The sequence below is a fragment of the Pseudomonas sp. genome (genome assembly GCF_030690725.1).
Taxonomy (GTDB): domain Bacteria; phylum Pseudomonadota; class Gammaproteobacteria; order Pseudomonadales; family Pseudomonadaceae; genus Aquipseudomonas.
This window is the reverse complement of record NZ_JAUYGD010000011.1, coordinates 91,583-110,303: the sequence shown is the minus strand read 5'-3', so window position 1 is coordinate 110,303 and position 18,721 is coordinate 91,583. Positions and strand designations below refer to the sequence as shown.

At 58.1% G+C, this 18,721-nt stretch carries 26 protein-coding genes and 1 pseudogene; 11 read left to right on the top strand and 16 right to left on the bottom strand.

Annotation, left to right across the window (positions count from 1 at the left end; translation table 11 throughout):
* Together Q8O69_RS02640 and Q8O69_RS02635 are read right to left on the bottom strand one after the other, a co-directional pair.
* A partial coding sequence (locus tag Q8O69_RS02640; RefSeq protein ID WP_305589350.1) for a hypothetical protein occupies positions 1-269 on the bottom strand: 269 nt, incomplete at its 3' end.
* Positions 270-366: 97 nt separating this feature from the next.
* A complete protein-coding gene (locus Q8O69_RS02635) occupies positions 367-588 on the bottom strand; it encodes a DNA-binding protein (RefSeq protein WP_305589348.1) in 222 nt (73 codons plus the stop codon).
* Positions 589-717: 129 nt separating this feature from the next.
* On the opposite strand from Q8O69_RS02635, the gene Q8O69_RS02630 reads away from it, so the two are divergent.
* From Q8O69_RS02630 to hda, 3 genes are all read left to right on the top strand, one after another.
* Positions 718-987 carry a DNA-binding protein gene (locus tag Q8O69_RS02630; RefSeq protein WP_305589347.1) on the top strand — a complete coding sequence of 90 codons (270 nt, stop codon included), beginning with the start codon at positions 718-720 and terminating at the stop codon, positions 985-987.
* A 55-nt stretch (positions 988-1,042) separates the two neighbouring features.
* Positions 1,043-1,387, top strand: coding sequence for a hypothetical protein (locus Q8O69_RS02625; RefSeq protein ID WP_305589346.1), 345 nt, complete (start codon positions 1,043-1,045; stop codon positions 1,385-1,387).
* 177 nt (positions 1,388-1,564) lie between these two features.
* A complete protein-coding gene (gene hda, locus Q8O69_RS02620) occupies positions 1,565-2,269 on the top strand; it encodes a DnaA regulatory inactivator Hda (RefSeq protein WP_275963498.1) in 705 nt (234 codons plus the stop codon).
* A 53-nt stretch (positions 2,270-2,322) separates the two neighbouring features.
* On the opposite strand, the gene Q8O69_RS02615 is transcribed toward hda, so the two are convergent.
* The 3 genes from Q8O69_RS02615 to arsC are packed head-to-tail and all read right to left on the bottom strand — an operon-like array spanning position 2,323 to position 3,681.
* The gene (locus Q8O69_RS02615) at positions 2,323-2,733 is read right to left on the bottom strand and encodes a DUF2069 domain-containing protein (protein ID WP_305589345.1); all 411 of its coding nucleotides are present in this window, start codon (positions 2,731-2,733) and stop codon (positions 2,323-2,325) included.
* Positions 2,726-3,331, bottom strand: a complete 606-nt coding sequence (wrbA, locus tag Q8O69_RS02610) for an NAD(P)H:quinone oxidoreductase (protein WP_305589344.1) — start codon at positions 3,329-3,331, stop codon at positions 2,726-2,728. Before wrbA ends, Q8O69_RS02615 begins: the two co-directional genes overlap by 8 nt.
* Positions 3,328-3,681: an arsenate reductase (glutaredoxin) gene (arsC, locus tag Q8O69_RS02605; protein WP_305589343.1), complete on the bottom strand. Its 354-nt coding sequence runs from the start codon at positions 3,679-3,681 to the stop codon at positions 3,328-3,330. Before arsC ends, wrbA begins: the two co-directional genes overlap by 4 nt.
* 104 nt (positions 3,682-3,785) lie before the next feature.
* Between arsC and Q8O69_RS02600 the strand changes: the two genes are divergently transcribed.
* The gene (locus Q8O69_RS02600) at positions 3,786-5,015 is read left to right on the top strand and encodes a virulence factor BrkB family protein (RefSeq protein WP_305589342.1); all 1,230 of its coding nucleotides are present in this window, start codon (positions 3,786-3,788) and stop codon (positions 5,013-5,015) included.
* 167 nt (positions 5,016-5,182) lie between these two features.
* Entirely contained in the window at positions 5,183-5,404 is a 222-nt protein-coding gene (locus Q8O69_RS22025; protein ID WP_371136034.1) for a hypothetical protein, read from the top strand.
* 49 nt (positions 5,405-5,453) lie between these two features.
* On the opposite strand, the gene Q8O69_RS02590 is transcribed toward Q8O69_RS22025, so the two are convergent.
* Both Q8O69_RS02590 and Q8O69_RS02585 read right to left on the bottom strand, forming a co-directional pair.
* Positions 5,454-5,846 (bottom strand): hypothetical protein, encoded by a 393-nt coding sequence (locus tag Q8O69_RS02590; protein WP_305589340.1) that lies wholly within the window; start codon positions 5,844-5,846, stop codon positions 5,454-5,456.
* Positions 5,847-5,985: 139 nt separating this feature from the next.
* A complete protein-coding gene (locus Q8O69_RS02585) occupies positions 5,986-7,395 on the bottom strand; it encodes a PilZ domain-containing protein (protein WP_305589338.1) in 1,410 nt (469 codons plus the stop codon).
* Positions 7,396-7,425: 30 nt separating this feature from the next.
* Between Q8O69_RS02585 and Q8O69_RS02580 the strand changes: the two genes are divergently transcribed.
* Both Q8O69_RS02580 and Q8O69_RS02575 read left to right on the top strand, forming a co-directional pair.
* Complete coding sequence (locus Q8O69_RS02580) at positions 7,426-7,905, top strand: TlpA disulfide reductase family protein (RefSeq protein WP_305589336.1); 480 nt, start codon at positions 7,426-7,428, stop codon at positions 7,903-7,905.
* Positions 7,906-7,908: 3 nt separating this feature from the next.
* A complete protein-coding gene (locus tag Q8O69_RS02575) occupies positions 7,909-8,184 on the top strand; it encodes an acylphosphatase (protein ID WP_305589334.1) in 276 nt (91 codons plus the stop codon).
* A 74-nt stretch (positions 8,185-8,258) separates the two neighbouring features.
* On the opposite strand, the gene Q8O69_RS02570 is transcribed toward Q8O69_RS02575, so the two are convergent.
* Genes Q8O69_RS02570 through Q8O69_RS02560 form a run of 3 tightly spaced genes read right to left on the bottom strand, consistent with a single transcriptional unit; the run spans position 8,259 to position 11,534 of the window.
* Entirely contained in the window at positions 8,259-8,831 is a 573-nt protein-coding gene (locus tag Q8O69_RS02570; protein ID WP_305589333.1) for a transglycosylase SLT domain-containing protein, read from the bottom strand.
* A 7-nt stretch (positions 8,832-8,838) separates the two neighbouring features.
* Positions 8,839-9,792, bottom strand: a complete 954-nt coding sequence (locus Q8O69_RS02565) for a hypothetical protein (protein WP_275963509.1) — start codon at positions 9,790-9,792, stop codon at positions 8,839-8,841.
* 26 nt (positions 9,793-9,818) lie between these two features.
* Complete coding sequence (locus Q8O69_RS02560; protein ID WP_305589332.1) at positions 9,819-11,534, bottom strand: proline--tRNA ligase; 1,716 nt, start codon at positions 11,532-11,534, stop codon at positions 9,819-9,821.
* Positions 11,535-11,649: 115 nt separating this feature from the next.
* Between Q8O69_RS02560 and Q8O69_RS02555 the strand changes: the two genes are divergently transcribed.
* Positions 11,650-12,057: a PaaI family thioesterase gene (locus tag Q8O69_RS02555; protein ID WP_305589351.1), complete on the top strand. Its 408-nt coding sequence runs from the start codon at positions 11,650-11,652 to the stop codon at positions 12,055-12,057.
* Between the two features lie 65 nt (positions 12,058-12,122).
* Here Q8O69_RS02555 and Q8O69_RS02550 read toward each other — a convergent pair whose 3' ends face one another.
* Positions 12,123-13,406: an OprD family porin gene (locus tag Q8O69_RS02550; protein WP_305589331.1), complete on the bottom strand. Its 1,284-nt coding sequence runs from the start codon at positions 13,404-13,406 to the stop codon at positions 12,123-12,125.
* Positions 13,407-13,936: 530 nt separating this feature from the next.
* Here Q8O69_RS02550 and Q8O69_RS02545 point away from each other — a divergent pair.
* Genes Q8O69_RS02545 through Q8O69_RS02535 form a run of 3 tightly spaced genes read left to right on the top strand, consistent with a single transcriptional unit; the run spans position 13,937 to position 14,812 of the window.
* Entirely contained in the window at positions 13,937-14,146 is a 210-nt protein-coding gene (locus Q8O69_RS02545) for a hypothetical protein (protein ID WP_305589329.1), read from the top strand.
* Positions 14,147-14,158: 12 nt separating this feature from the next.
* On the top strand, positions 14,159-14,584 hold the full coding sequence (locus tag Q8O69_RS02540) for an HIT domain-containing protein (protein WP_305589328.1): 426 nt from the start codon (positions 14,159-14,161) through the stop codon (positions 14,582-14,584).
* Between the two features lie 21 nt (positions 14,585-14,605).
* Positions 14,606-14,812: a SlyX family protein gene (locus tag Q8O69_RS02535; RefSeq protein ID WP_160015123.1), complete on the top strand. Its 207-nt coding sequence runs from the start codon at positions 14,606-14,608 to the stop codon at positions 14,810-14,812.
* A gap of 54 nt (positions 14,813-14,866) precedes the next feature.
* Here Q8O69_RS02535 and Q8O69_RS02530 read toward each other — a convergent pair whose 3' ends face one another.
* From Q8O69_RS02530 to Q8O69_RS02510, 5 genes and pseudogenes are all read right to left on the bottom strand, one after another.
* Positions 14,867-15,091, bottom strand: coding sequence for a cold-shock protein (locus tag Q8O69_RS02530; RefSeq protein WP_169852850.1), 225 nt, complete (start codon positions 15,089-15,091; stop codon positions 14,867-14,869).
* A 57-nt stretch (positions 15,092-15,148) separates the two neighbouring features.
* Positions 15,149-15,469, bottom strand: a pseudogene (locus Q8O69_RS02525) (cold shock domain-containing protein membrane protein); the annotation flags it as partial.
* Positions 15,470-15,635: 166 nt separating this feature from the next.
* Complete coding sequence (locus tag Q8O69_RS02520; protein ID WP_275963515.1) at positions 15,636-16,703, bottom strand: GGDEF domain-containing protein; 1,068 nt, start codon at positions 16,701-16,703, stop codon at positions 15,636-15,638.
* 117 nt (positions 16,704-16,820) lie between these two features.
* Positions 16,821-17,291: a Dps family protein gene (locus Q8O69_RS02515; protein ID WP_160087544.1), complete on the bottom strand. Its 471-nt coding sequence runs from the start codon at positions 17,289-17,291 to the stop codon at positions 16,821-16,823.
* Between the two features lie 149 nt (positions 17,292-17,440).
* A complete protein-coding gene (locus Q8O69_RS02510; protein WP_305589327.1) occupies positions 17,441-18,559 on the bottom strand; it encodes an HD domain-containing phosphohydrolase in 1,119 nt (372 codons plus the stop codon).
* Positions 18,560-18,721: the final 162 nt, after the last annotated feature.

The window sequence follows — 18,721 nt, the reverse complement described above, 5'->3', positions numbered from 1 at the left end:
GATACTGGCTCAGGCTTTTCATTGGCCAGAACCTGCGCCTGAGGCTTTGCAGACGAAGGCTTTAAGACACGGCGAAGGCCGTTCTGCAAATAAGCGTTGGTAGCCAAATCGTGGATAGCAACGGACTGCTGGCTATTGATTAAACGCATATCAATAAGGGCATCTAGGTAGCCAGAGAACTGGCGCCAAACGCCACTAGCTAACACCTCAGGGCAGTAGCGGATATAGAGAAGGCGCTCTAGCAGACAGCCAATAACTAGGTTATTCATCGTTGTTCTCATAACTGGCGCCATCCTCTGTAGAGGAGTACGAAACCAATGACGACAAAAATAAGAGAGGCAGCGATGAGTGAAATTTGAAAAAGGATCATGCCGTCCACTCCTGATCGAGAAGAAACTGACGGAGCATGGCGCTGTTGACCATGCGACGTTTTCCGAGCTTGAGGGTCGGGATAAAACCCTTCTGACCCCATGCGCGAGCGGTATCAGCAGTGAGGCCGTTGCGCTCTGCAAATCCTTCAAGCGTTTCCACGTCCGGCAGCTGGGCCGGCTTTAGTGGATGTTCAAGTCCTTCTAATTGGTCGCTCATTGCTGCACTATCCCGCTCATTGATAGGCACAAGTGCCTATAAGGTGTGTTGAGTAATAACTGCTCATAGAGTGATTATTGCTCAGTGCGTTATAGTGAGCAATAACTACTCAGGGCATATTTTTCTATTATGGAAGGCGCAGCCGATAGGGCTAGACTATTGATAGGCAAGGCTGGCGGCCCCAAAAAGTGCAGCGAGTCGGGCGGCGAATATGAGAGATGGAGGAACGTCAGCAAAGGCGCGGTGAGAGTGAGCGCAGAGGAAATTGACGTTTTGGTTAAGATTTTCCCGAGCTACGCGCTTTGGATTGCAAGCGGTCAGATAGCACCCGAATACGGACAAACAAGCCCCGAATACGACCAAGCCAATTCAAACTTGAGCAATCAAAACGCGGGATAACGATCACAACGGAAGTGGCCCGACGCTGGTTTGCCGTCAGGCTCAAGGGGGATTGATGAGCTTAGAAGACCGTCACTGGTACAAAGAAGACTTTGAACGGCGGATGGGCCGTAATAACGGCAAAAAGGAGCAGGGCAGCGCTGATGCTGCACCCAAACCAGAAGCGAAGCAGGCAGACGCACAGTCCAAGCAAAAGCCGAAGATCGAGAGAGTAAAGAAGCGAGAGCCGAACTACAGCGAAAGCCGCGCATATAAAAATGCACCACCAGCACACACAATTCTGGCAGCCAAGTACGAGCTAGCAATCAGGAGAAGAACCCAGAAAACATTCTGGGCCGGGTTTGCAATTGGGTCAGTAGTGGCTTGCGTAGCAACGGCGCTTTTAATCCCCCTTGTATGAGTGTCGAAAAAGTGTCGAAAACACTGATCAAAATCGAGCGGCAGTGAGCAGAGCCGCAACGGCAAAGCCCCGAATTGAGTGGAAAAGTGCAGCAGTGACAGTCACTTACGAAGACTATAAACTTTCCGATCTTTACGGTGAGCCAGCCCGCGGTTCCGACGAGCCGCCCAACCCAGCATGACACCCATACAACTGCCATTAGGTGTGCGTCTGCGCGATGACGCCACTTTCGCCAATTACTATCCCGGAGCCAACGCTGCGGCGTTGGGTTATGTCGAGCGTCTGTGCGAGGCTGATGCAGGCTGGACGGAAAGCCTGATTTATCTGTGGGGCGGTGAGGGTGTAGGGCGAAGTCACTTGTTGCAGGCGGCCTGTTTGCGCTTTGAGCAGCGCGGCGAGCCGGCGGTTTATCTGCCGCTGGCTGAGGTGGTCGAGTACGGCCCGGCACTGCTGGATAATCTGGAGCAGTGCGAGCTGGTTTGTCTAGATGATCTGGATGCAGTTGCCGGGCGCAGTGACTGGGAAGAGGCGTTGTTCCATCTGTTCAACCGACTGCGTGACAGTGGCCGACGCCTGTTGCTGGCCGCCAGCAGCTCGCCGCGCGAGTTGCCGGTGCAGCTGGCTGACCTGCAATCACGCCTGACCCTGGCTCTGGTGTTTCAGCTGCAGTCATTGTCCGATGAGGACAAGCTGCGCGCCTTGCAACTGCGCGCGTCGCGTCGCGGGCTGCACCTGAGTGATGAAGTCGGGCGTTTTATCCTGACCCGGGGCGAGCGCAGCATGAGTGCCTTGTTCGACTTACTTGAGCGCTTGGATCAGGCGTCACTGCAGGCTCAGCGCAAGCTGACAATTCCCTTTCTTAAAGAAACCCTCGGTTGGTAAAGCGCTCGCTATAAAACGCTGAACCTGCGCGCAGCCAGGCTCAGCGTTGTCCCCTAGTTTTCCCCTGCCAACTTGCGCTCGTACTGAAAGCGCCAGCGGGTAAACATCAGCGCGGCGCAGAACAGGCTGAAGCTCAGCCCTGTCAGTAGCCAGCCGTACAGCGCCTTGCTCGGGTCGAAGGCTGCGAGTACGCCCTGGATAAAGTACAAATTCACTACAAAGCAGGCCCAGGCGTGGGCGCGGGCGTTGCCGATGATCAGGCCGGGAGCCAGCAATAGCAGGGGCGCGAGTTGTACGCCGAGGATCACCCAGAGCAGTTTGCTGGGCACGTTGGCGAACCACAGGTTCCACGCCAGCAACAACGCTGCGAGGCTAAAAAAACTCAGCAGGCTGACCGCGCGGCTGATGTTCAGGCGCGGTTGCAACCATTCCAGGGGCGGCAGCGATTTTGCGGTTTTAGCCACGGGCACTCTCCAGTTTTGCAGCAGTCTGCGCCAGGCGTTGGCCGAGTGCGCGGCACAGGGCTGTTTCATGTTCATCGAGGGCGCGTTTGCCATCGGCGCCGGCGTGGTGGCTGGCGCCATAGGGCGTGCCACCGCCACGGGTTTCGAGCAGCGCGGCTTCGCTGTAGGGCAGGCCGGTGATCAGCATGCCGTGGTGCAGTAGCGGCAGCAGCATCGACAGCAGGGTGGTTTCCTGGCCGCCGTGCAGGCTGGCGGTTGAGGTGAATACGCCGGCAGGTTTGCCGACCAGGCCGCCGGTTAACCACAGGCCGCTGGTGCCATCGAGGAAGTACTTGAGCGGCGCGGCCATATTGCCGAAGCGCGTCGGGCTGCCGAGTGCCAGGCCGGCGCAGTTCTTCAGGTCATCAAGGCTGGCATACAGCGCGCCTTCGGCCGGGATATCCGCAGCCACTGCTTCACACTCTGCAGATACCGCAGGCACTGTGCGCAAGCGCGCTTCCAAACCGCCCATTTCTACGCCACGGGCGATCTGTCGGGCCATTTCCGCTGTGGCGCCATGACGGCTGTAATACAGCACCAGAATGTAGGGCGCGCTCACGGCAGAATCTCCAGAATGTTTTCAGGTGGGCGACCGATGGCGGCTTTGTCACCGACTACCAGAATGGGCCGCTCAATCAGTTTTGGCTGGCTGACCATGGCCGCGATCAGCTGCGCGTCTGTCAGCTGCGGGTCGCTCAGGCCTAGGGTCTTGTATTCCTCTTCGCTGGTGCGCAGCAGTTGTCGCGCACTGATGCCGAGCTTGCCCAGCAACACCTGCAACTGATCGGCGCTGAGCGGTGTTTCCAGGTAGCGCACGATAGTTGGGGTGAGTCCGCGGTCTTCCAGCAATTGCAATGCGCTGCGCGATTTGGAGCAGCGCGGGTTATGGTAGAGCGTCATAGCGGTCATGTTCGGGTCGCCTGTTACCTTCGATGGCGGCTATTCTAACCGCTTACGGCACCCGCGCCTGCGATTGAGCAGGTAGCCGGGATGCAAGTGGCTAAGGAGAGGGCATGCTGCAGCGCGTTAACAACCTGTTGGAGTTCTGGCGTTTTTTATTGCAGCGCTTTATTGCCGACCAAGGCACCAGTAACGCGGCAGCCTTGACCTACACCACGCTGTTTGCGGTGGTGCCGATGATGACGGTGACCTTTTCCATGCTCTCGGCCGTTCCGGCGTTTCAGGATACCGGCGAGCAGATTCAGAGTTTTATCTTCCGCAACTTTGTGCCCTCTGCTGGGGAAACCCTGCAGCAATACCTGCGTGACTTCACCGCTCAGGCGCGTCAGCTGACCTGGATTGGTGTGGGGGTGTTGGCCGCGACGGCGTTCTGGATGCTGGTAACTATCGAGAAGACTTTCAACACCATCTGGCGCGTGCGTCAGCCGCGGCGTGGCGTATCGAGCTTTCTGCTGTACTGGGCGATTCTCAGCCTGGGACCCTTGTTGCTCGGTGGCGGCTTTGCCATCAGCACTTACTTTACCTCGCTGTCGCTGATTTCCGGGCCCGATGCCTTGCTCGGAGCTCAGGTCGTTCTGAAGTTTATGCCGCTGCTGTTTAGCGTGGCCGCATTCACCTTGCTGTATGCCACGGTGCCGAATGCTCAGGTTCCGGTGCGGCATGCGCTGTTGGGTGGCTTGTTCGCGGCGATTCTGTTCGAAGTGGCGAAGATGCTGTTCGGCCTGTATGTGCGCCTGTTCCCCGGTTATCAGCTGATCTACGGTGCGTTCGCCACGGTGCCGCTATTTCTGCTGTGGATCTACCTGTCCTGGCTGATTGTGCTGTTTGGCGCCGAATTGGTCTGCAACCTGGGATTTTCCCAGCAATGGCGCAAGCGTGCGGTGCCGCGTCTGTTGATGGCGCTTGGCGTCTTGCGGGTGTTCTACGAGCGCCAGCAATCGGGCTTGAAGGTGCGTTTGCTGGACGTGCAGCGTCAGGGTTGGTCGCTGGCTGAGCATGAGTGGGAAGAGATTCTGGTGTTTCTTGAGCAGCAGAAACTGATTGCACCTACCGGTTCCGGCACCTGGGTATTGAGCCGCGATCTGGGCCATTATTCGTTGCAGCAATTGCTTAGCCACAGTCCCTGGCCGATGCCAAGGGCGGAGAATTTGCCCGAGGAACTCGATGAGGTCTGGTACCCAGCGCTGCGCAGTGGCTTGACGAAATTGCAGGAAGAACAGGCTGCGCTATTTGGTGAAGACCTTGCGAAGTGGTTGCAGCCAGAGGCTGAGCCGGCAAAGTGACGTAAAACGTCAGTTTGCGGCGTTGTGCTGATGGCGCATGATGGCACTGGCGACCATGGAGGTCGCCAAACGCGGTTAAAAGGAAGCTGGCACGCTTCTGGCTATCTGTCTTGCAGATAGCGATCAGGTTGCCAGCAGGGCAGGGATTGGCGGAGTGTGAAGGCGTTATGACAGCCAATAAAGGCAAAGTGATTCATCTGTATCAGCGTGATCCGCAAGAGGCGCTCGAGCGCCTTAATCGCATCACCGGCCTGCGCTTCAGCAGCTGGCCACAGTCCTTGGTCAATTCCAATCCGACTGAGCAGCCCGACTCTTCTGGCTTATCTGAAACTGTTACGCGACCTGATTCTGACGCCCAGTGCGGGCCTGCAGGAATGCTCTCGCGCTAAACGCAAAACCCCGCGTCAGTGCGCGGGGCTTGTGTGCTGAGGGGGGCTATCAGGCGAGTGCTTGGCGGCTATCGGTTTGTGGCAATTCGACCGCTTGCACAAACAGCTCCTCGACCACCAGGCTAGTCGCCGGTACGGCAGAGCGCAGGCGCACCTGCATTTCTTCGATCTTCAGCTTCACCGGCAGACGGGCCACGCTGGAAAGCAGAATCTTGCTGTGCTGATTGACCTTGCCGTGATCGACCATCACCTCACGGCGGGTGGTGCCGTCGCGATAGCTGATCAACAGGGACACAGGCAGGTTGGCCAGCCCTGGTAGGTGCAGCCAGGCGGCTACGTTGAACTCAGCGACGCGCCCTTCGTACGGGGTGACCTGTAAGCGGGCGAGATTGACGATGGCAGATGGCACAGGGCCGACCAACTTATCGAGGGCTTGGGTCATGGTTGTGTTCCAGGCTAATAACGGATCGCATCAAGCGTGAGTGCGATGAATTATAAGCTTGGCCCACCCGATGAAACTGTGCGCTCGGCCGACGTTCGGCGTGACCTTTCTCGCAGTTTTAGCGTATCGGCAACAAGGCTCAGGCCAGCTGCATCGGATAGCGCGTGACGGATGCGGTGATCAGATTGGCGGTCGGCAGCGGTAGAATCGCCTGATTGTGCGCGCTGGCCAGTTGCAGCCAGACATTTTCCCCTTCAACAAACTGTCCATTGGGCAGCCATAAGCCATGATGCCAGCCATTACCCGGTGCCGGGGTGCTCTGCAGCACGCCTGGGTGAGTCTGGGCGCTGGGCGCGCGCCGCAGCCATACCGGACGCGGCAGGCCTTTCAGGTAGCGCAGGCCAAGGTGCAGGCCTTCGCTATTCAGATGCCGCCAACGTACCAGGGCCAGGGTCGGCGTATCGCTGCCGGTGAGCAGCAGTACCAGTTGGCCAACCGACAGCTGCGCGGCCTGGTCGGCATTACACAGCAGGCGTGCACCGCCTGCGCTGGCGTCGAGCATCTGGGCGCTGGTGCGCAGCGGTCGCTGTTCCAGCAACTGCGCGTGAATGCCGGGCAGACCGACGATAAGGTTGCATTCTGAACTGTGGTCGGCGCGGGTATGTCGACGTTGCTGGCGCCCCAGCCAGTGTTGTTGTACGCGCTCCAGCAGTTGGCGCTCTGCCTTGCTTTGTAGTGGTGCGGGATCATGCAGGGCCACCAGCAGGGCGCCCAACTCAAAGCGGCGTAAACAGTCCACGCTGCCTTCTGGCGTCTGGGCATAGCTCAGGCAGGGTTGCGCCTCGGTCAGGTCGATGGTGGGCCCTTCGATCTCATCGTCCTCGTCCCAGGGCAGCAGACGCGCCAGACCTGCCAGTGGCGAGAGCGCACCGAACAGGAGTTCGCACTCGCCATCGGCGAGGTGGAATGGGTTGCTCAAGGCCAGCAGCAACATCTGCTGATAAATGCCGCGCAGAGTGTTCGCGGGTTGCGGGGTAAACGCCGCCGCCACCGGCTCGTCCAGGCAATCCTGATGCTCACCGATCCAGTACAGCAGGTGGCTGTCACGCCACAGACTGGGCGGCGGCTCCTGATACAGCTGATAGTGGCGCAGCAGGCTCTGCGCGAGAAAGTGCTGAGCCATATACAGGCACCAGGCCAGGTGCGGGCGTGATGGTTGACGGCCCTGGAGGATTTGCAGCAGCAGGCGTTTGAAACCGATGGCCAGTTCACTGCACAGGTGCACGAACAAGGCCGTGGGAGGATTTTCGCCCTGGTAGGCCTTGCTGTAATGGCGGTACTGATCGCTGAAGCTTTGCAGTGCGCGCTGCCTTTCGAGTAAGGTCATGGCGCTGCGGTTCAGCCTGAAGAGCAGGCCGAGCGCCTGCTGCAAGGCCAGTTCTGGCGACTGCAGGCGGGCTTGGGCCAGCTGCTCATTGAGGTCGGCTAGCGGCGCGACATCGGTTTCGAGGATGTCTGGCACTTCCAGGCGCAAGGCATCTAATGTCATATCAACCTTATGGAATCAGGGAGCGAATGCATGGGAATGCGTTTCCAGGCGATCATTCGTGCTGTTGCGGGCGTAGGCATAGGTCTGATTCTGGCCGGTTGCGCTGAAGACATAGGCGTCGATCAATATGGACGAAAGGTAGCGGTTGAGCGCCTGGAAGGCCAGTGGTTAGTGATTAATTACTGGGCGCAGTGGTGCGCACCTTGTCGCACCGAGATTCCCGAGCTCAATGCCCTCGAGCAACAGCTCAAGGAGCAGTCCGTGCAGGTGCTCGGGGTGAACTTCGATGCGCTGCAGGGGGAGAAACTGAGCAAGGCCGCGCAAGACATGGGCATCAGTTTCACTGTGTTGGCGCAGGACCCTGCCGAGCGCTATCAGTTGCCGCGTGCCGAGGTGTTGCCGGTGACCTATATCGTCGACGATCAGGGGCGTATGCGTGAGCGCTTGCTCGGTGAGCAGACGGCTGCCGGTCTGACGGCTCGCCTCACTGCACTCAAGGCGGAGGACTAAGCCGTGGCGCGTATCTGCATGCATGGTTACGTTAGCGGCCGCGTTCAGGGTGTGTGCTTTCGCCAGGCAACGGCGGAGCAGGCTGAGCGGCTTGATCTCGATGGTTGGGTACGCAACCTGGCCGATGGCCGGGTCGAAGTGCTGTTCGAGGGTGATGAAACTGCGGTGGCTGAATTGACCAGCTGGTTGCAACACGGGCCGCAGGCTGCCGAAGTTACCTCGCTGGAGCTGCAAGAGCAGGCGCAGCAGGGGATTACCGGATTTATCGTGCGGCGCTAAGTCCTTGATGGGTTACGCGGCGCATAGGGTTTCCTGTTGTGCTTGCGTCTTGTACTCCGCGCCGCTAACCCATCCTACGGTTTGACATACCAGAAGTCGTGCCAGAAACCGACCACCTTGGCTGAGTAGGTGTGCTTGCCCAGGCTGCCGTTATAGCGCGCCAGCGCGCGGTTCAGGTCGCCGTTTTCCTTGCGCAAATAGAAGCTGAGGATGGTGCAGCCATAACGCAGGTTGGTGGCGTTATCGGTGAGGTTGTCTTGCGGGCGGCCCAGTTCGGCTTTCCAGAAGGGCATCACCTGCATCATGCCCTGGGCGCCGACTGAGGAGATGGCGAAACGGTCGAAATGGCTTTCGGCATGAATCAGCGCGATTACCAGATCGGGACGCAAGCCGGCCTTGCTGGCTTCGCGATGCACCAGGCGCAGCAGGCTCAGGCGTTCCTCGGCATCCGGGATATAGCGGCGCATGCGTGTGGACATATCCAGCAGCCAGACTTCGGCCTCGAAACGATCCTGAAAGCTGTCGGCCTGGGCTACGGTCTGTTGCAGCAGTGTGCGCAGTTCCGGCTCTGGCGCCTGACGCACGTCGGCATAAGTCGCGCCGCAGAGCAGCAGGCCGAGTAGGGCGCAGGTCAGGCGCTGCCGCATGGGGGCGTCAGTCGTTGCCAGGATCGGCGACCAGGCGGCCGGCGTCTTTGGTCAGGGCCTGGAGGAAAATTTTCTGCAGTTCCGGATCGTTGCGTGTCAGTTCGATCAGGCTCTGTTCCAGTTCGCTGGCTTCCTCTTCGAGGCCCAGCTCTGACAGGCGTTTGACCCGGTGCACCCACTGGGCAACGTCGTCACCCTCAAGGTCGTTGTAGATCAGCTGGTGGGCTTCCTGCAGTTTACCGCGCAGGGTGCGGCTGACCAGCAGGGAGGCATCGGCGCGCGCCGAGCCTTGATCATCTTCAACCGTCAACAGCAGGGTGCTGATGCGCGTGACATCTTCTTCGGCAAACGGGCTGTCTAGCAGGTTCAGGCGCAGGATGCCATTGCGGTCGGTGAGCAGTTCATGGCTCTGTTCGCCGGCTTTAACCAGCACCGGGCGCTCGGCCCATGGCAGGCTTGAATACTCCATGCGCGCATCCTGGCGGCGCTCCTCAAGGCTGGCGAGGTTCTGCTGCGAGCGGCCGTTGGACTCGACGTTCATTGCCGGGTTGAGCCCGGCAAAGCCATAGCTGATCCAGTCTTTGGTGACGGTATCCGGCAGGCTGCCGAGCAGTACCACGTTGAGCACGTTGGCGCCGATGCCGCCGACCACTGCCAGTGCTCCCAGTGGCACTTCATACAACTCGCGCCAGGGCTGGTAGGGGGTGTAGCGGTCATAGCGGCGCGTGACGTCAAACGCCGTAACCTCGAAGGTCTTCTGTTCATGCACGCGCACGCGGCGTTGCGGCAACTCCAGCACGCGTGGCTCACCCACATCGATCTGCAGGCTGTGATCGAGCAATTTGCGCTCGACGCGCTCCTCATGCTCGCTGCGTTGCGGCAACTGGTTGGCGCAACCGCTGAGTAGCAGAGAGCCACCCAGCAGGGTGGCGATGAGGCTGAGGGTGTTTCGCTTGAACATGACGACTCTTGCTAAAAGGGCTGAGATCAGTGGCTGATGCGGGCCTGGATAAAGCTCATGATGTCGGCGACAGGCACGGCCTGGGCGTCGATTTCCTTACGGCTCTTGTATTCCAGGTTACCTTCGGCCAGGCCGCGATCACTGACTACGATGCGATGCGGGATGCCGATCAGTTCCATATCGGCGAATTTGATGCCTGGGCTGGTCTTTTTGTCACGGTCATCGAGCAGCACTTCATAGCCGGCAGCAGTTAGCTGCGCATACAGCGTGTCGGTGGCTTCGCGCACGGCATCGGTTTCGTAACGCAGCGGCACCAGGGCGATGTGGAAAGGCGCCAAGGCGTCGTTCCAGAGAATGCCGCGGTCATCGTTGTTCTGCTCAATGGCTGCCGCCACCACGCGGGACACGCCGATGCCATAGCAGCCCATGGTCAAGGTCACCGGCTTGCCGTTCTCGCCTAGCACCTGGCAGTTCAGCGCTTCGCTGTACTTGGTGCCCAGCTGGAAGATATGCCCGACTTCGATGCCGCGCTTGATTTCCAGGGTGCCTTTGCCGTCCGGGCTTGGGTCGCCGGCCAGCACGTTGCGCAGGTCGGCAACTTCCGGCAGCGGCAGGTCGCGCTCCCAGTTGACGCCGAAATAGTGCTTGTCATCGATATTGGCTCCCGAGGCGAAGTCGCTCATCAGGGCAACCGAGCGGTCAACCACGCAAGGGATCGGCAGATTGACCGGGCCTAGTGAGCCAGGACCTGCGCCGATGGCCGCGCGAATCTCGGCTTCGCTGGCAAATACCAGCGGGCTGGCAACCAGCTCCAGGTTGGCGGCCTTGATCTCGTTGAGTTCGTGGTCGCCACGTACGATCAAGGCGACCAAGGTGCCTTTTTTCGCGCCGTGCACCATCAGGGTCTTGATGGTTTTTTCGATGGCCAGGCCAAAGCCCTGCACCAGTGCGTCAATGGTCTTGGTGTCTGGAGTTTCAACCATACGCATGCTTTCAGTGGCTGCGCCACGGCTGCTTTCGCGCGGAACGGCTTCGGCTTTCTCGATATTGGCGGCGTAGTCGGAGCTGTCGCTGAAGGCGATATCGTCTTCGCCGGAGTCGGCGAGTACGTGGAATTCGTGGGAACCAGTGCCGCCAATGGAGCCGGTGTCAGCCTGCACGGGGCGGAAATTCAATCCCAGGCGGGTGAACACGTTGCAGTAGGCCTGGTGCATGCGGTCATAGGTTTCCTGCAGCGAAGCCTGGTCAACGTGGAAGGAGTAGGCATCCTTCATGATGAACTCGCGGCCACGCATCAAGCCGAAGCGCGGACGGATTTCGTCGCGGAACTTGGTCTGGATCTGATACAGGTTGATTGGCAGCTGCTTGTAGCTATTCAGCTCATTGCGCGCCAGATCGGTGATCACTTCTTCATGGGTCGGGCCGGCGCAGAAGTCACGGCCGTGGCGATCCTTCATGCGCAGCAGTTCCGGGCCGTACTGCTCCCAACGACCGGATTCCTGCCACAGCTCTGCCGGTTGAATGCCCGGCATCAGCACTTCCAGCGCGCCGGCGGCATTCATTTCCTCGCGCACGACTTTCTCAACCTTGCGCAGCACACGCAGGCCCATGGGCAGCCAGGTGTACAGGCCGGAAGCCAGCTTGCGGATCATGCCGGCACGCAGCATCAACTGATGGCTGATCACCACGGCATCGGATGGGGTTTCTTTCAGAGTCGAGAGCAGGAACTGGCTGGTACGCATATTTGGCTGTTCTGTCGGTTGCAAGAGATTTTGAATGGCCCGCATTGTACGGTGCCTGTACAGATGCGTACAGGATGCAGGCGTGTGCTTATAAAAGGAGGGGAGTGTGTCGATATTGACGGCGGAACAGGTGCAGGCGCTGATTCGCGCAGGGTTGCCGATGGCAGAAGATATCAACCTGTGTATCGATCGACTGGATGCTAAGGGTGCACTGGCGCGGGTGCCATTTCACAGCAAATTAATTCGCCCCGGCGGAACCTTGTCCGGGCCAACCATTATGGCGCTGGCGGATGCAGCGATGTATGCGGTGGTGCTGGGTAGTCTTGGTCGCGTTGAGATGGCCGTGACATCTAATTTGAATATCAACTTTCTGGTTAAACCCAAACCAGTTGATCTATTAGCCGAAGCGCGGATATTGAGATTAAGTCGCAGGCAGGCTGTTTGCGAAGTGTCGGTGTATTCGCAGGGTAATGAAGAGGAGCTGGTGGCGCATGTGACGGGGACTTATGCGTTGCCACTGTAAGTTTTCAGCAGGCAAGAAAAAGCCCGACCTAGGTCGGGCTTTCTTTACCAGCTAAGCACTCTGAATTACAGAACGCTCAGTGGGTATTCAACGATCAGACGGAAATCGTTGTTGTCGGAGCCATAGTTGGCATTCTGCGAGTTGTTGGCGCGGTAGATAGCGCTGCGAACGCGGAACGACAGGTCTTTGGCTGCGCCTTCTTGGATTACATACTTGGTTTCGAAGTTGAATTCGTTCTCTTCGCCTTCATCAACACCAACACCGTAGTCGATGTTGTCGCCGGTGATATAGCGAGTCATGAAGCTCAGACCTGGTACACCGTAGGTGGCCATGTCGAGGTCATAACGAACCTGCCAGGAACGCTCATCTTTGCGGTCGAAGTCAGAGTACTGAACCGAGTTGGACAGCCAGATGGTGCCGCCGCCGTCAACGCCATAGGCATAAGCGGTGTCGCCAGAAGAGCGCTGGTGGGCAAGGGTGAATTTATGTGCGCCCAAGGAGTAAGCTGCTGCCAAGCTCCAGATCTTGTTGTCCACTTCGCCCGACAGTTTGCGGCCGTCGTCATTGGTTCTATAGAAGTTAAAGTCGAAGTTCAGGCCTTGGTCTTCAGCCAGAGGCAGGTTGTAGTTCAGGTTGGCATATTGCTTCTTGAAGTGATCTTCAACATCGGATGCGTGAATGGCACCGCTGAAGTTGTCAGTGAAGCTGTAGCTGGCGCCAACGATGTTGGCTTCGGTCAGCTCGCGGCCATCACGACCGGTAGGCGCTTGGCGGCTGATCGCAGTGAAGCGACCGGCAGTCAATTCCAGGCCTTCGATTTCGTTGCTGGTCAGCAGAGTACCAGTAGCAACTTCTGGCAGGATGCGGCTATCGTCGGTTGAGAATACTGGGCTGCCAACGATCTGGTTGCCGTATTTCAGAACGGTGTCGGAGATACGGAACTTGATCGCGCCGCCTACTTCACTCTGAGTGTCTTCTGCTTCGCCAGAGCCATTCTTGGAGAATTGGCCAATGCCTGCACGGCCTTTGCCGGTGTCCAGTTTGATGCTGCTCAGCGAGTGAGCGTCTACACCCACGCCAACGGTGCCTTGAGTGAAGCCAGACTCGTACATCAGGCGGATGCCCAGGCCGAACTCTTCGCTGTAGCCATTGCGCTTGCTTGATGCGCCGTCGGTGGTAGTGTCTGCGCCGTTTTTGTAATCACGGTTATGGTACAGAGCGCGGTTGAAGATATTGAAGCTGCTGTCTTCAATAAAGCCCTTGGATTCGGACTGGCTGGATGCCACTGCCATTTGGGTGGTGCCCGCTGCTACTGCGAGGGCGATTACGCTCCACTTCATCACTTGCATCGTGATTGCTCCTTTGGTTTAGAAAAGTTGCGCCGTCCGGCTGGTTGTTATATGGACGACTCTTTCTTTTTGTGTCGGCGGTAACTTATAGCACGCTGCCAATGTTGGCGATAGTTGCAATCTATTCATTACGATTTCTTCACGGCTGTGTCGCAAAAGCTTATGAATCATGTCGCATTTTTGTAGATGCTGCTGGCGTGCTCGAAGTCAATGCTGACGGATTTTTGCGCCTGCGTGTGGGTTGCCTTCGGCAGCCAAACGGTGCAGTGCGATTCGTCATGGATTGCTTAGCAATAGTCGTGCACAAAATCCCGAAAGCCAATTTTTTATCCTCGTTTTGACCTGTGTGATCGAGGTTTTTGGGGGTTGCATTGGTTTGTACTTGGTTTTTCAGCAGGTTTTTCTATTTTTATGCTCAGTGAAAGGTATTTTTGCGGTCGCTTTCTGCCCTGTTTTCAGTTGCTTGCCGTTGTATGGCGGTTGTGTGGCATTTGCCTGCTGCGTGGGGATTACCTAAGGGAACAGTTTTGGTGCGCGTGCTTGAGGCGGGTTTGCTGAGTGCTGTCTATTGGTGCGTGGTGGTGTGGTTGATCCTGGGTGCCGTGTTTTCAGCTTCGGCGTATCCTGCTCAGTCGATGTTTGCTGGCTTTGCTTTGGCAGTCGGTTTGCTGGCCAGGCTTCAGGTGTCGTTGCCTGTTCTGTTCGATCTCTGTCAAAACCAAGCGAGTGGGTTTTCTTAAAGGTAGATAGTTATGTTTGTTCTGGATTCGCGTTTGCAGCAGGACACTGTCTGGATGGGGGATTATCCGTTATGCAGTCTGCTGTTGATGAATGATGCGCAGTACCCTTGGTTTATCCTGGTGCCGCGTCGTGAAGATGTCAGTGAGTTGTTTCAGCTGGATGTGGCTGATCAACTGCAGCTCTGGCGGGAAACCAACGGCCTGGCTGAAGTGCTCAAGGATTGTTTTGCAGGAGACAAGATGAATGTCGCGACCTTGGGCAATGTGGTCAGTCAGCTGCATATGCATGTCATCGTGCGGCGTCGCGAGGATGCGGCTTGGCCAGCGCCCGTTTGGGGCAAGCATCCGGCGCAGGCGTACACGCCTGAGCAATTGGCCGCGTTGAAAGCCCGTTTACGCCTGGTTTTGACTGGGGATTTTTGTTTTGCTGAGGCTTGACTGGTGGAAGAGGCTTGACTGGTGGAAATAGAAGAGCGCATCAACGATTTGCAAAGCCGGCTGGCTTTTCAGGACGACACTATTCAAGCACTCAATGATGCGCTGGTTGCGCAACAGCGGCTTCTGGAGCGCTTGCAACTGCAGGTGGCTGCGTTGATCAAGCGCCAGGATGAGGTGAGTTCGCAGTTCGGTATGGCTGAGGATGAGGCGCCGCCGCCCCATTATTGATTGGCTATAAAACGCAAAAGGCCCGCAGTGTGCGGGCCTTTTGCGTTTATGCGTTTAACGTCGTGCAGGCAGTGCGGCGATGACATCCTCGGCTTGCAGGCCTTTGTCGCGTTGCATTACGGCGAACTCGACCCGCTGGCCTTCGACCAGTACGCGGTGGCCTTCACCGCGAATGGCGCGAAAGTGCACGAAAATATCGTCGCCCGAGTCGCGGGAGATAAAACCGAAACCCTTCGAGGTGTTGAACCACTTAACAGTACCTGTTTCGCGGTCGCCCAGATCTTGCGAGCTTGAGGTGTTGCGCGATTTAAGGCGCAGGTTGGCCGCTAGGTGTACGGCTACGGCGGCAGCGATGATCAGCAGGCTGAACAGGCTGGCCGGTTGGTTGGCAATGACTGGCAGCGGGGCGAGCAGGATCAAGGCTTGCAGCAGGGTGCCGAGCACCAGTAGGGCGGAAACCAGGTTTTGCGCTTGATGGCGCAGGCCGGCGTGCCAGATGGGCAGTTGTGGGGCAAGCAACAGGTTAAGCAGGCCGAACAGAGCAAGGCACAGCGCGCTGGGTTGTTCTAGGAGTGACTGTGGTGTGTCGCCAAAGTGTGGGGCAAAAGAAAGTAGCAGGGCGAGAGCGCCCGTCAGAAGGTGGACAATTTTCAACATGTTCGATGAGCTCGCTTAATTTAAAGAATCAACAGGAAGGGCTGGCTGCGCGTAGTGGGTGTTGCCGGGGAGGAGTAAAAGCGCGTGGTACCAGCCTATGCGCTGAGCCATGGATACGGATCAGCGGCACGGGGCGTATTTAACAGCAAAGAGGTGGGGTTCTCAATCAAGCACTGAGCGCAGTTTCGCTCGGCATGGGGCTTACCTGGTTGCGACCATCGCGCTTGGCCTGATAAAGCGCGTCATCGGCGCGGGTGAGCAGGGTTTCCAGCGTATCGCCTTGTTCTGCAAGGGCGAAGCCGAAGGAGGCGGTAATGCTGTCGAGTACTTCGTCGGTGCGGCGCACTTTGATGCGCAGTGACTGGATCTTCAGGCGCATCTGTTCGGCAAAAGCGTAAGCCGTGGCGTTATCAAAGCAATCGCGCAGGATGATGCAGAACTCTTCACCGCCGTAACGAGCGGCCATGGCGCGGGGTGGCAAAAGGTCGCGCAGCAATTGACCCACGTGCTGCAGCACGCGGTCACCCAGAGGGTGGCCGTATTGGTCGTTGAACTGTTTGAAGTGATCGATATCCAGCATCACCAGGGCGACGCCGTCATGTTCGCTGCTCAGGGTCTGTTCCAGCAGTCTGCTGAAGGCGTTGCGGTTGAAGACCTGAGTCAGGCTGTCCAGTGTGGCGGCGATATGCGCACGTTCAAGCTGGCTGCGCAGGCTCTTGATCTCTTGCTGGGCAGCATTCAGGCGATAGAGGAATTTGTCCTGCTGGTCCTGCATCAGTTGCGTGCTTTGCTGCAGCTCATTCAGGACATTCGGCAGGTCATCGATGATCGGTTCCTGCAGTGCGGCAAGGCCATGTTCCAGGCTGGCCTGGTAGTTACGGCTGCCGATGATGCTGCGTGACACGTTGCCTTCGATATCGTCGACCAGCTCGATGACCTGTTGTTGGCCAGCGCGGGCCTCTTCGAGCTCGCCATGGATGATGTAGTCGCGAAACAGCTTGGCCGCAGTTTCTGGCGGAAAGCTGTCAAAGTCAGCGACGGTTTTATCCAGGCGGCGATTGAGTTCAGGTTCCAGGCCCTTGCTGTAGGTGTACCAGAGGGCGTAATGCACCGGGTTGGGCGGAATATCGTGGCGCATCATCAGCGGTACCGCCTTCTTCAGAAGCGCCGCAGCGTCGCGGGTTTCCTCGGGGTACAGTTCCAGAATGCTGGGAGCTTTAGCGGGTTTGTTCATGCACGTCACTGTGGCCAAGTTGCAATTGACCAAAGCATAGAACAGCTGCTGGGCAAGCGCCTAGCAAAAGGCCCGTAGATACGGGCCTTTTACGTGATTTCCTATTTACCCATATACCTAGGCAGCCAGCAGGCTGCGCAGCATCCAGGCGGTTTTCTCATGCACTTGCATGCGCTGGGTCAGCAGGTCCGCTGTGGGCTCGTCGCTAACCTTGTCCAGCAGGGGGAAGATGCCGCGGGCGGTGCGTACGACGGCTTCCTGGCCTTGAACCAGTTGTTTGATCATGTCCTGGGCGCTCGGCACGCCTTCCTCTTCCTTAATAGAAGAAAGGCGGGCGTAGGCTGCGTAGGTGCCGGGAGCGGGGAAGCCCAGGGCGCGGATACGTTCGGCAATCTGGTCGACGGCCAGCGACAGCTCGGTGTACTGACCTTCAAACATCAGGTGCAGGGTGTTGAACATCGGGCCCGTGACGTTCCAGTGGAAGTTGTGGGTTTTCAGGTACAGGGTGTAGGTGTCTGCGAGCAGGCGCGACAGGCCTTCGGCGATGGCGGCGCGGTCCTGCTCGGCAATTCCGATATTGATTTCCATACCATTTCTCCTCTCAGGTGGCTCGGGGCTTGGCTGCCCGCATAATGGGCAGAGCCTACCATGGGTGTTGCCGAGCTTTATCGTGGTTTATATCAATGAAAGTGATGGTTGGAGGCTATTGCTTGGCATGGGTTCAATTTTTCTGGGGCTTAGCGATGCGCCAGTTCTGGGTGTTGTTGTAGCGTCTGGTTAAATAGCTCGACCCAGTGTGCGCTGAACTGCCGGCCAGCGAGGTTGTTGATTTCCAGGATGGCGCGCAGCAGTGGGCGTTTGTTAAGGGTTTGATGGGCGCGCTCATGGGTGCGGGCGTCGAAGGTGTCGACGATATTGATAATCAGGGCGCCGGGGCTGGTTTCGACTTCCTTCAGGCCTTTCGGGTAGCCGCTGCCGTCGGCGTGTTCCTGGTGTTGCAGGGTGATTTCTGCGGCGGCATCCCAGCGCGGCATACGCTTGAGCAGGTCGTAGGCGAGGCGTGGGTGCGATTGCATCTGCCTGCGTTCTTCGCGATTGAAATGCGCTTCTTTATGCAGCATCTCCAGTGGCAGAAAAGCCATCCCTAGGTCGTGCAGGCAAATGGCTGCCGCCAGTTGCTCGGGTTGCTCCGGGTTGCCACCCAGCTGATTGATCGCCAAGGCCAGGTCAAGCTGACGCAGGCCACGGCCTTGCCAGAAATGTGAGCGGCGCTCGCTGGCTTGCATCAGGTCGACGAAGAACAGCAGGTCAGCGTCAGGCTCGATGCCGTAGCGTCTGAGTAGATCGGCGGCAGCGGGTTCGTCTGTAGCAATGGCTGCGGGCGGTTTTGAGCTGGGGTCGAGCTGTTGCAGTAATGCGCTGCGAATCCCGGTTTGTTGCGCCGCTGGTGCCAGTGCCAGGGCGCTGAGTGCCTGGCTAAGCGCTTTGCTCTGGGCTGCATTGAGTTGCGCCGATGGGCCGCCGAGGGCGTGTTGGATCAGTTCTTTCAGGTGGTCGAGGGTTAGTAGCAGTATGTCGCCCAGCAAGCTGTCGAAATGCAACTGGCCTTCGCGCAGGCAGGACAGCACGTCCTCCATGGCTTGCGGCACGCGCATCAGCGTATCCAGGCCGATATAACCCAGGTTGCCCTTGAGCGTATGCACTAGGCGAAACAGTTCGCGCAGGCGCTCGCGGTCATCGGGGGCGTGCTCGAGCTCGATCAGCAATTGCTCGCAACGCTGGAATTGTTCGCTGGATTCCAGGCGAAAGTCGGCCAGCAAATCGCTGGGTATTTCAGCCAGGTTCGGCGTGGCCATAAGCCTCTCCACTTATCGACAGTCAAAGAGCTGCATGCCTGAGTATAGGAAGGGCTGGCAAAAGCGCGTGGGGCGGCGGCTGCAAGTGGCGGCTTAACCATATATAATCCCGCGCTTTGCCGCGTTTTGTCGGGCGAGCAGTTGGCTGCGTATGCGCCGCTG

What these genes read in the sequence shown, in the direction of transcription:
- Q8O69_RS02570 (WP_305589333.1), bottom strand. Translation starts at nt 8,831, where the DNA reads ATGCGGCAGCGCCTGACCTGCGCCCTACTCGGCCTGCTGCTCTGCGGC.
- Q8O69_RS02625 (WP_305589346.1), top strand. Translation starts at nt 1,043, where the DNA reads ATGAGCTTAGAAGACCGTCACTGGTACAAAGAAGACTTTGAACGGCGG.
- Q8O69_RS02585 (WP_305589338.1), bottom strand. Translation starts at nt 7,395, where the DNA reads ATGACATTAGATGCCTTGCGCCTGGAAGTGCCAGACATCCTCGAAACC.
- Q8O69_RS02560 (WP_305589332.1), bottom strand. Translation starts at nt 11,534, where the DNA reads ATGCGTACCAGCCAGTTCCTGCTCTCGACTCTGAAAGAAACCCCATCC.
- hda (WP_275963498.1), top strand. Translation starts at nt 1,565, where the DNA reads ATGACACCCATACAACTGCCATTAGGTGTGCGTCTGCGCGATGACGCC.
- Q8O69_RS02565 (WP_275963509.1), bottom strand. Translation starts at nt 9,792, where the DNA reads ATGTTCAAGCGAAACACCCTCAGCCTCATCGCCACCCTGCTGGGTGGC.
- Q8O69_RS22025 (WP_371136034.1), top strand. Translation starts at nt 5,183, where the DNA reads ATGACAGCCAATAAAGGCAAAGTGATTCATCTGTATCAGCGTGATCCG.
- Q8O69_RS02510 (WP_305589327.1), bottom strand. Translation starts at nt 18,559, where the DNA reads ATGGCCACGCCGAACCTGGCTGAAATACCCAGCGATTTGCTGGCCGAC.
- Q8O69_RS02515 (WP_160087544.1), bottom strand. Translation starts at nt 17,291, where the DNA reads ATGGAAATCAATATCGGAATTGCCGAGCAGGACCGCGCCGCCATCGCC.
- Q8O69_RS02520 (WP_275963515.1), bottom strand. Translation starts at nt 16,703, where the DNA reads ATGAACAAACCCGCTAAAGCTCCCAGCATTCTGGAACTGTACCCCGAG.
- Q8O69_RS02550 (WP_305589331.1), bottom strand. Translation starts at nt 13,406, where the DNA reads ATGCAAGTGATGAAGTGGAGCGTAATCGCCCTCGCAGTAGCAGCGGGC.
- Q8O69_RS02580 (WP_305589336.1), top strand. Translation starts at nt 7,426, where the DNA reads ATGGGAATGCGTTTCCAGGCGATCATTCGTGCTGTTGCGGGCGTAGGC.
- arsC (WP_305589343.1), bottom strand. Translation starts at nt 3,681, where the DNA reads ATGACCGCTATGACGCTCTACCATAACCCGCGCTGCTCCAAATCGCGC.
- Q8O69_RS02600 (WP_305589342.1), top strand. Translation starts at nt 3,786, where the DNA reads ATGCTGCAGCGCGTTAACAACCTGTTGGAGTTCTGGCGTTTTTTATTG.
- Q8O69_RS02635 (WP_305589348.1), bottom strand. Translation starts at nt 588, where the DNA reads ATGAGCGACCAATTAGAAGGACTTGAACATCCACTAAAGCCGGCCCAG.
- Q8O69_RS02630 (WP_305589347.1), top strand. Translation starts at nt 718, where the DNA reads ATGGAAGGCGCAGCCGATAGGGCTAGACTATTGATAGGCAAGGCTGGC.
- Q8O69_RS02540 (WP_305589328.1), top strand. Translation starts at nt 14,159, where the DNA reads ATGTTTGTTCTGGATTCGCGTTTGCAGCAGGACACTGTCTGGATGGGG.
- Q8O69_RS02590 (WP_305589340.1), bottom strand. Translation starts at nt 5,846, where the DNA reads ATGACCCAAGCCCTCGATAAGTTGGTCGGCCCTGTGCCATCTGCCATC.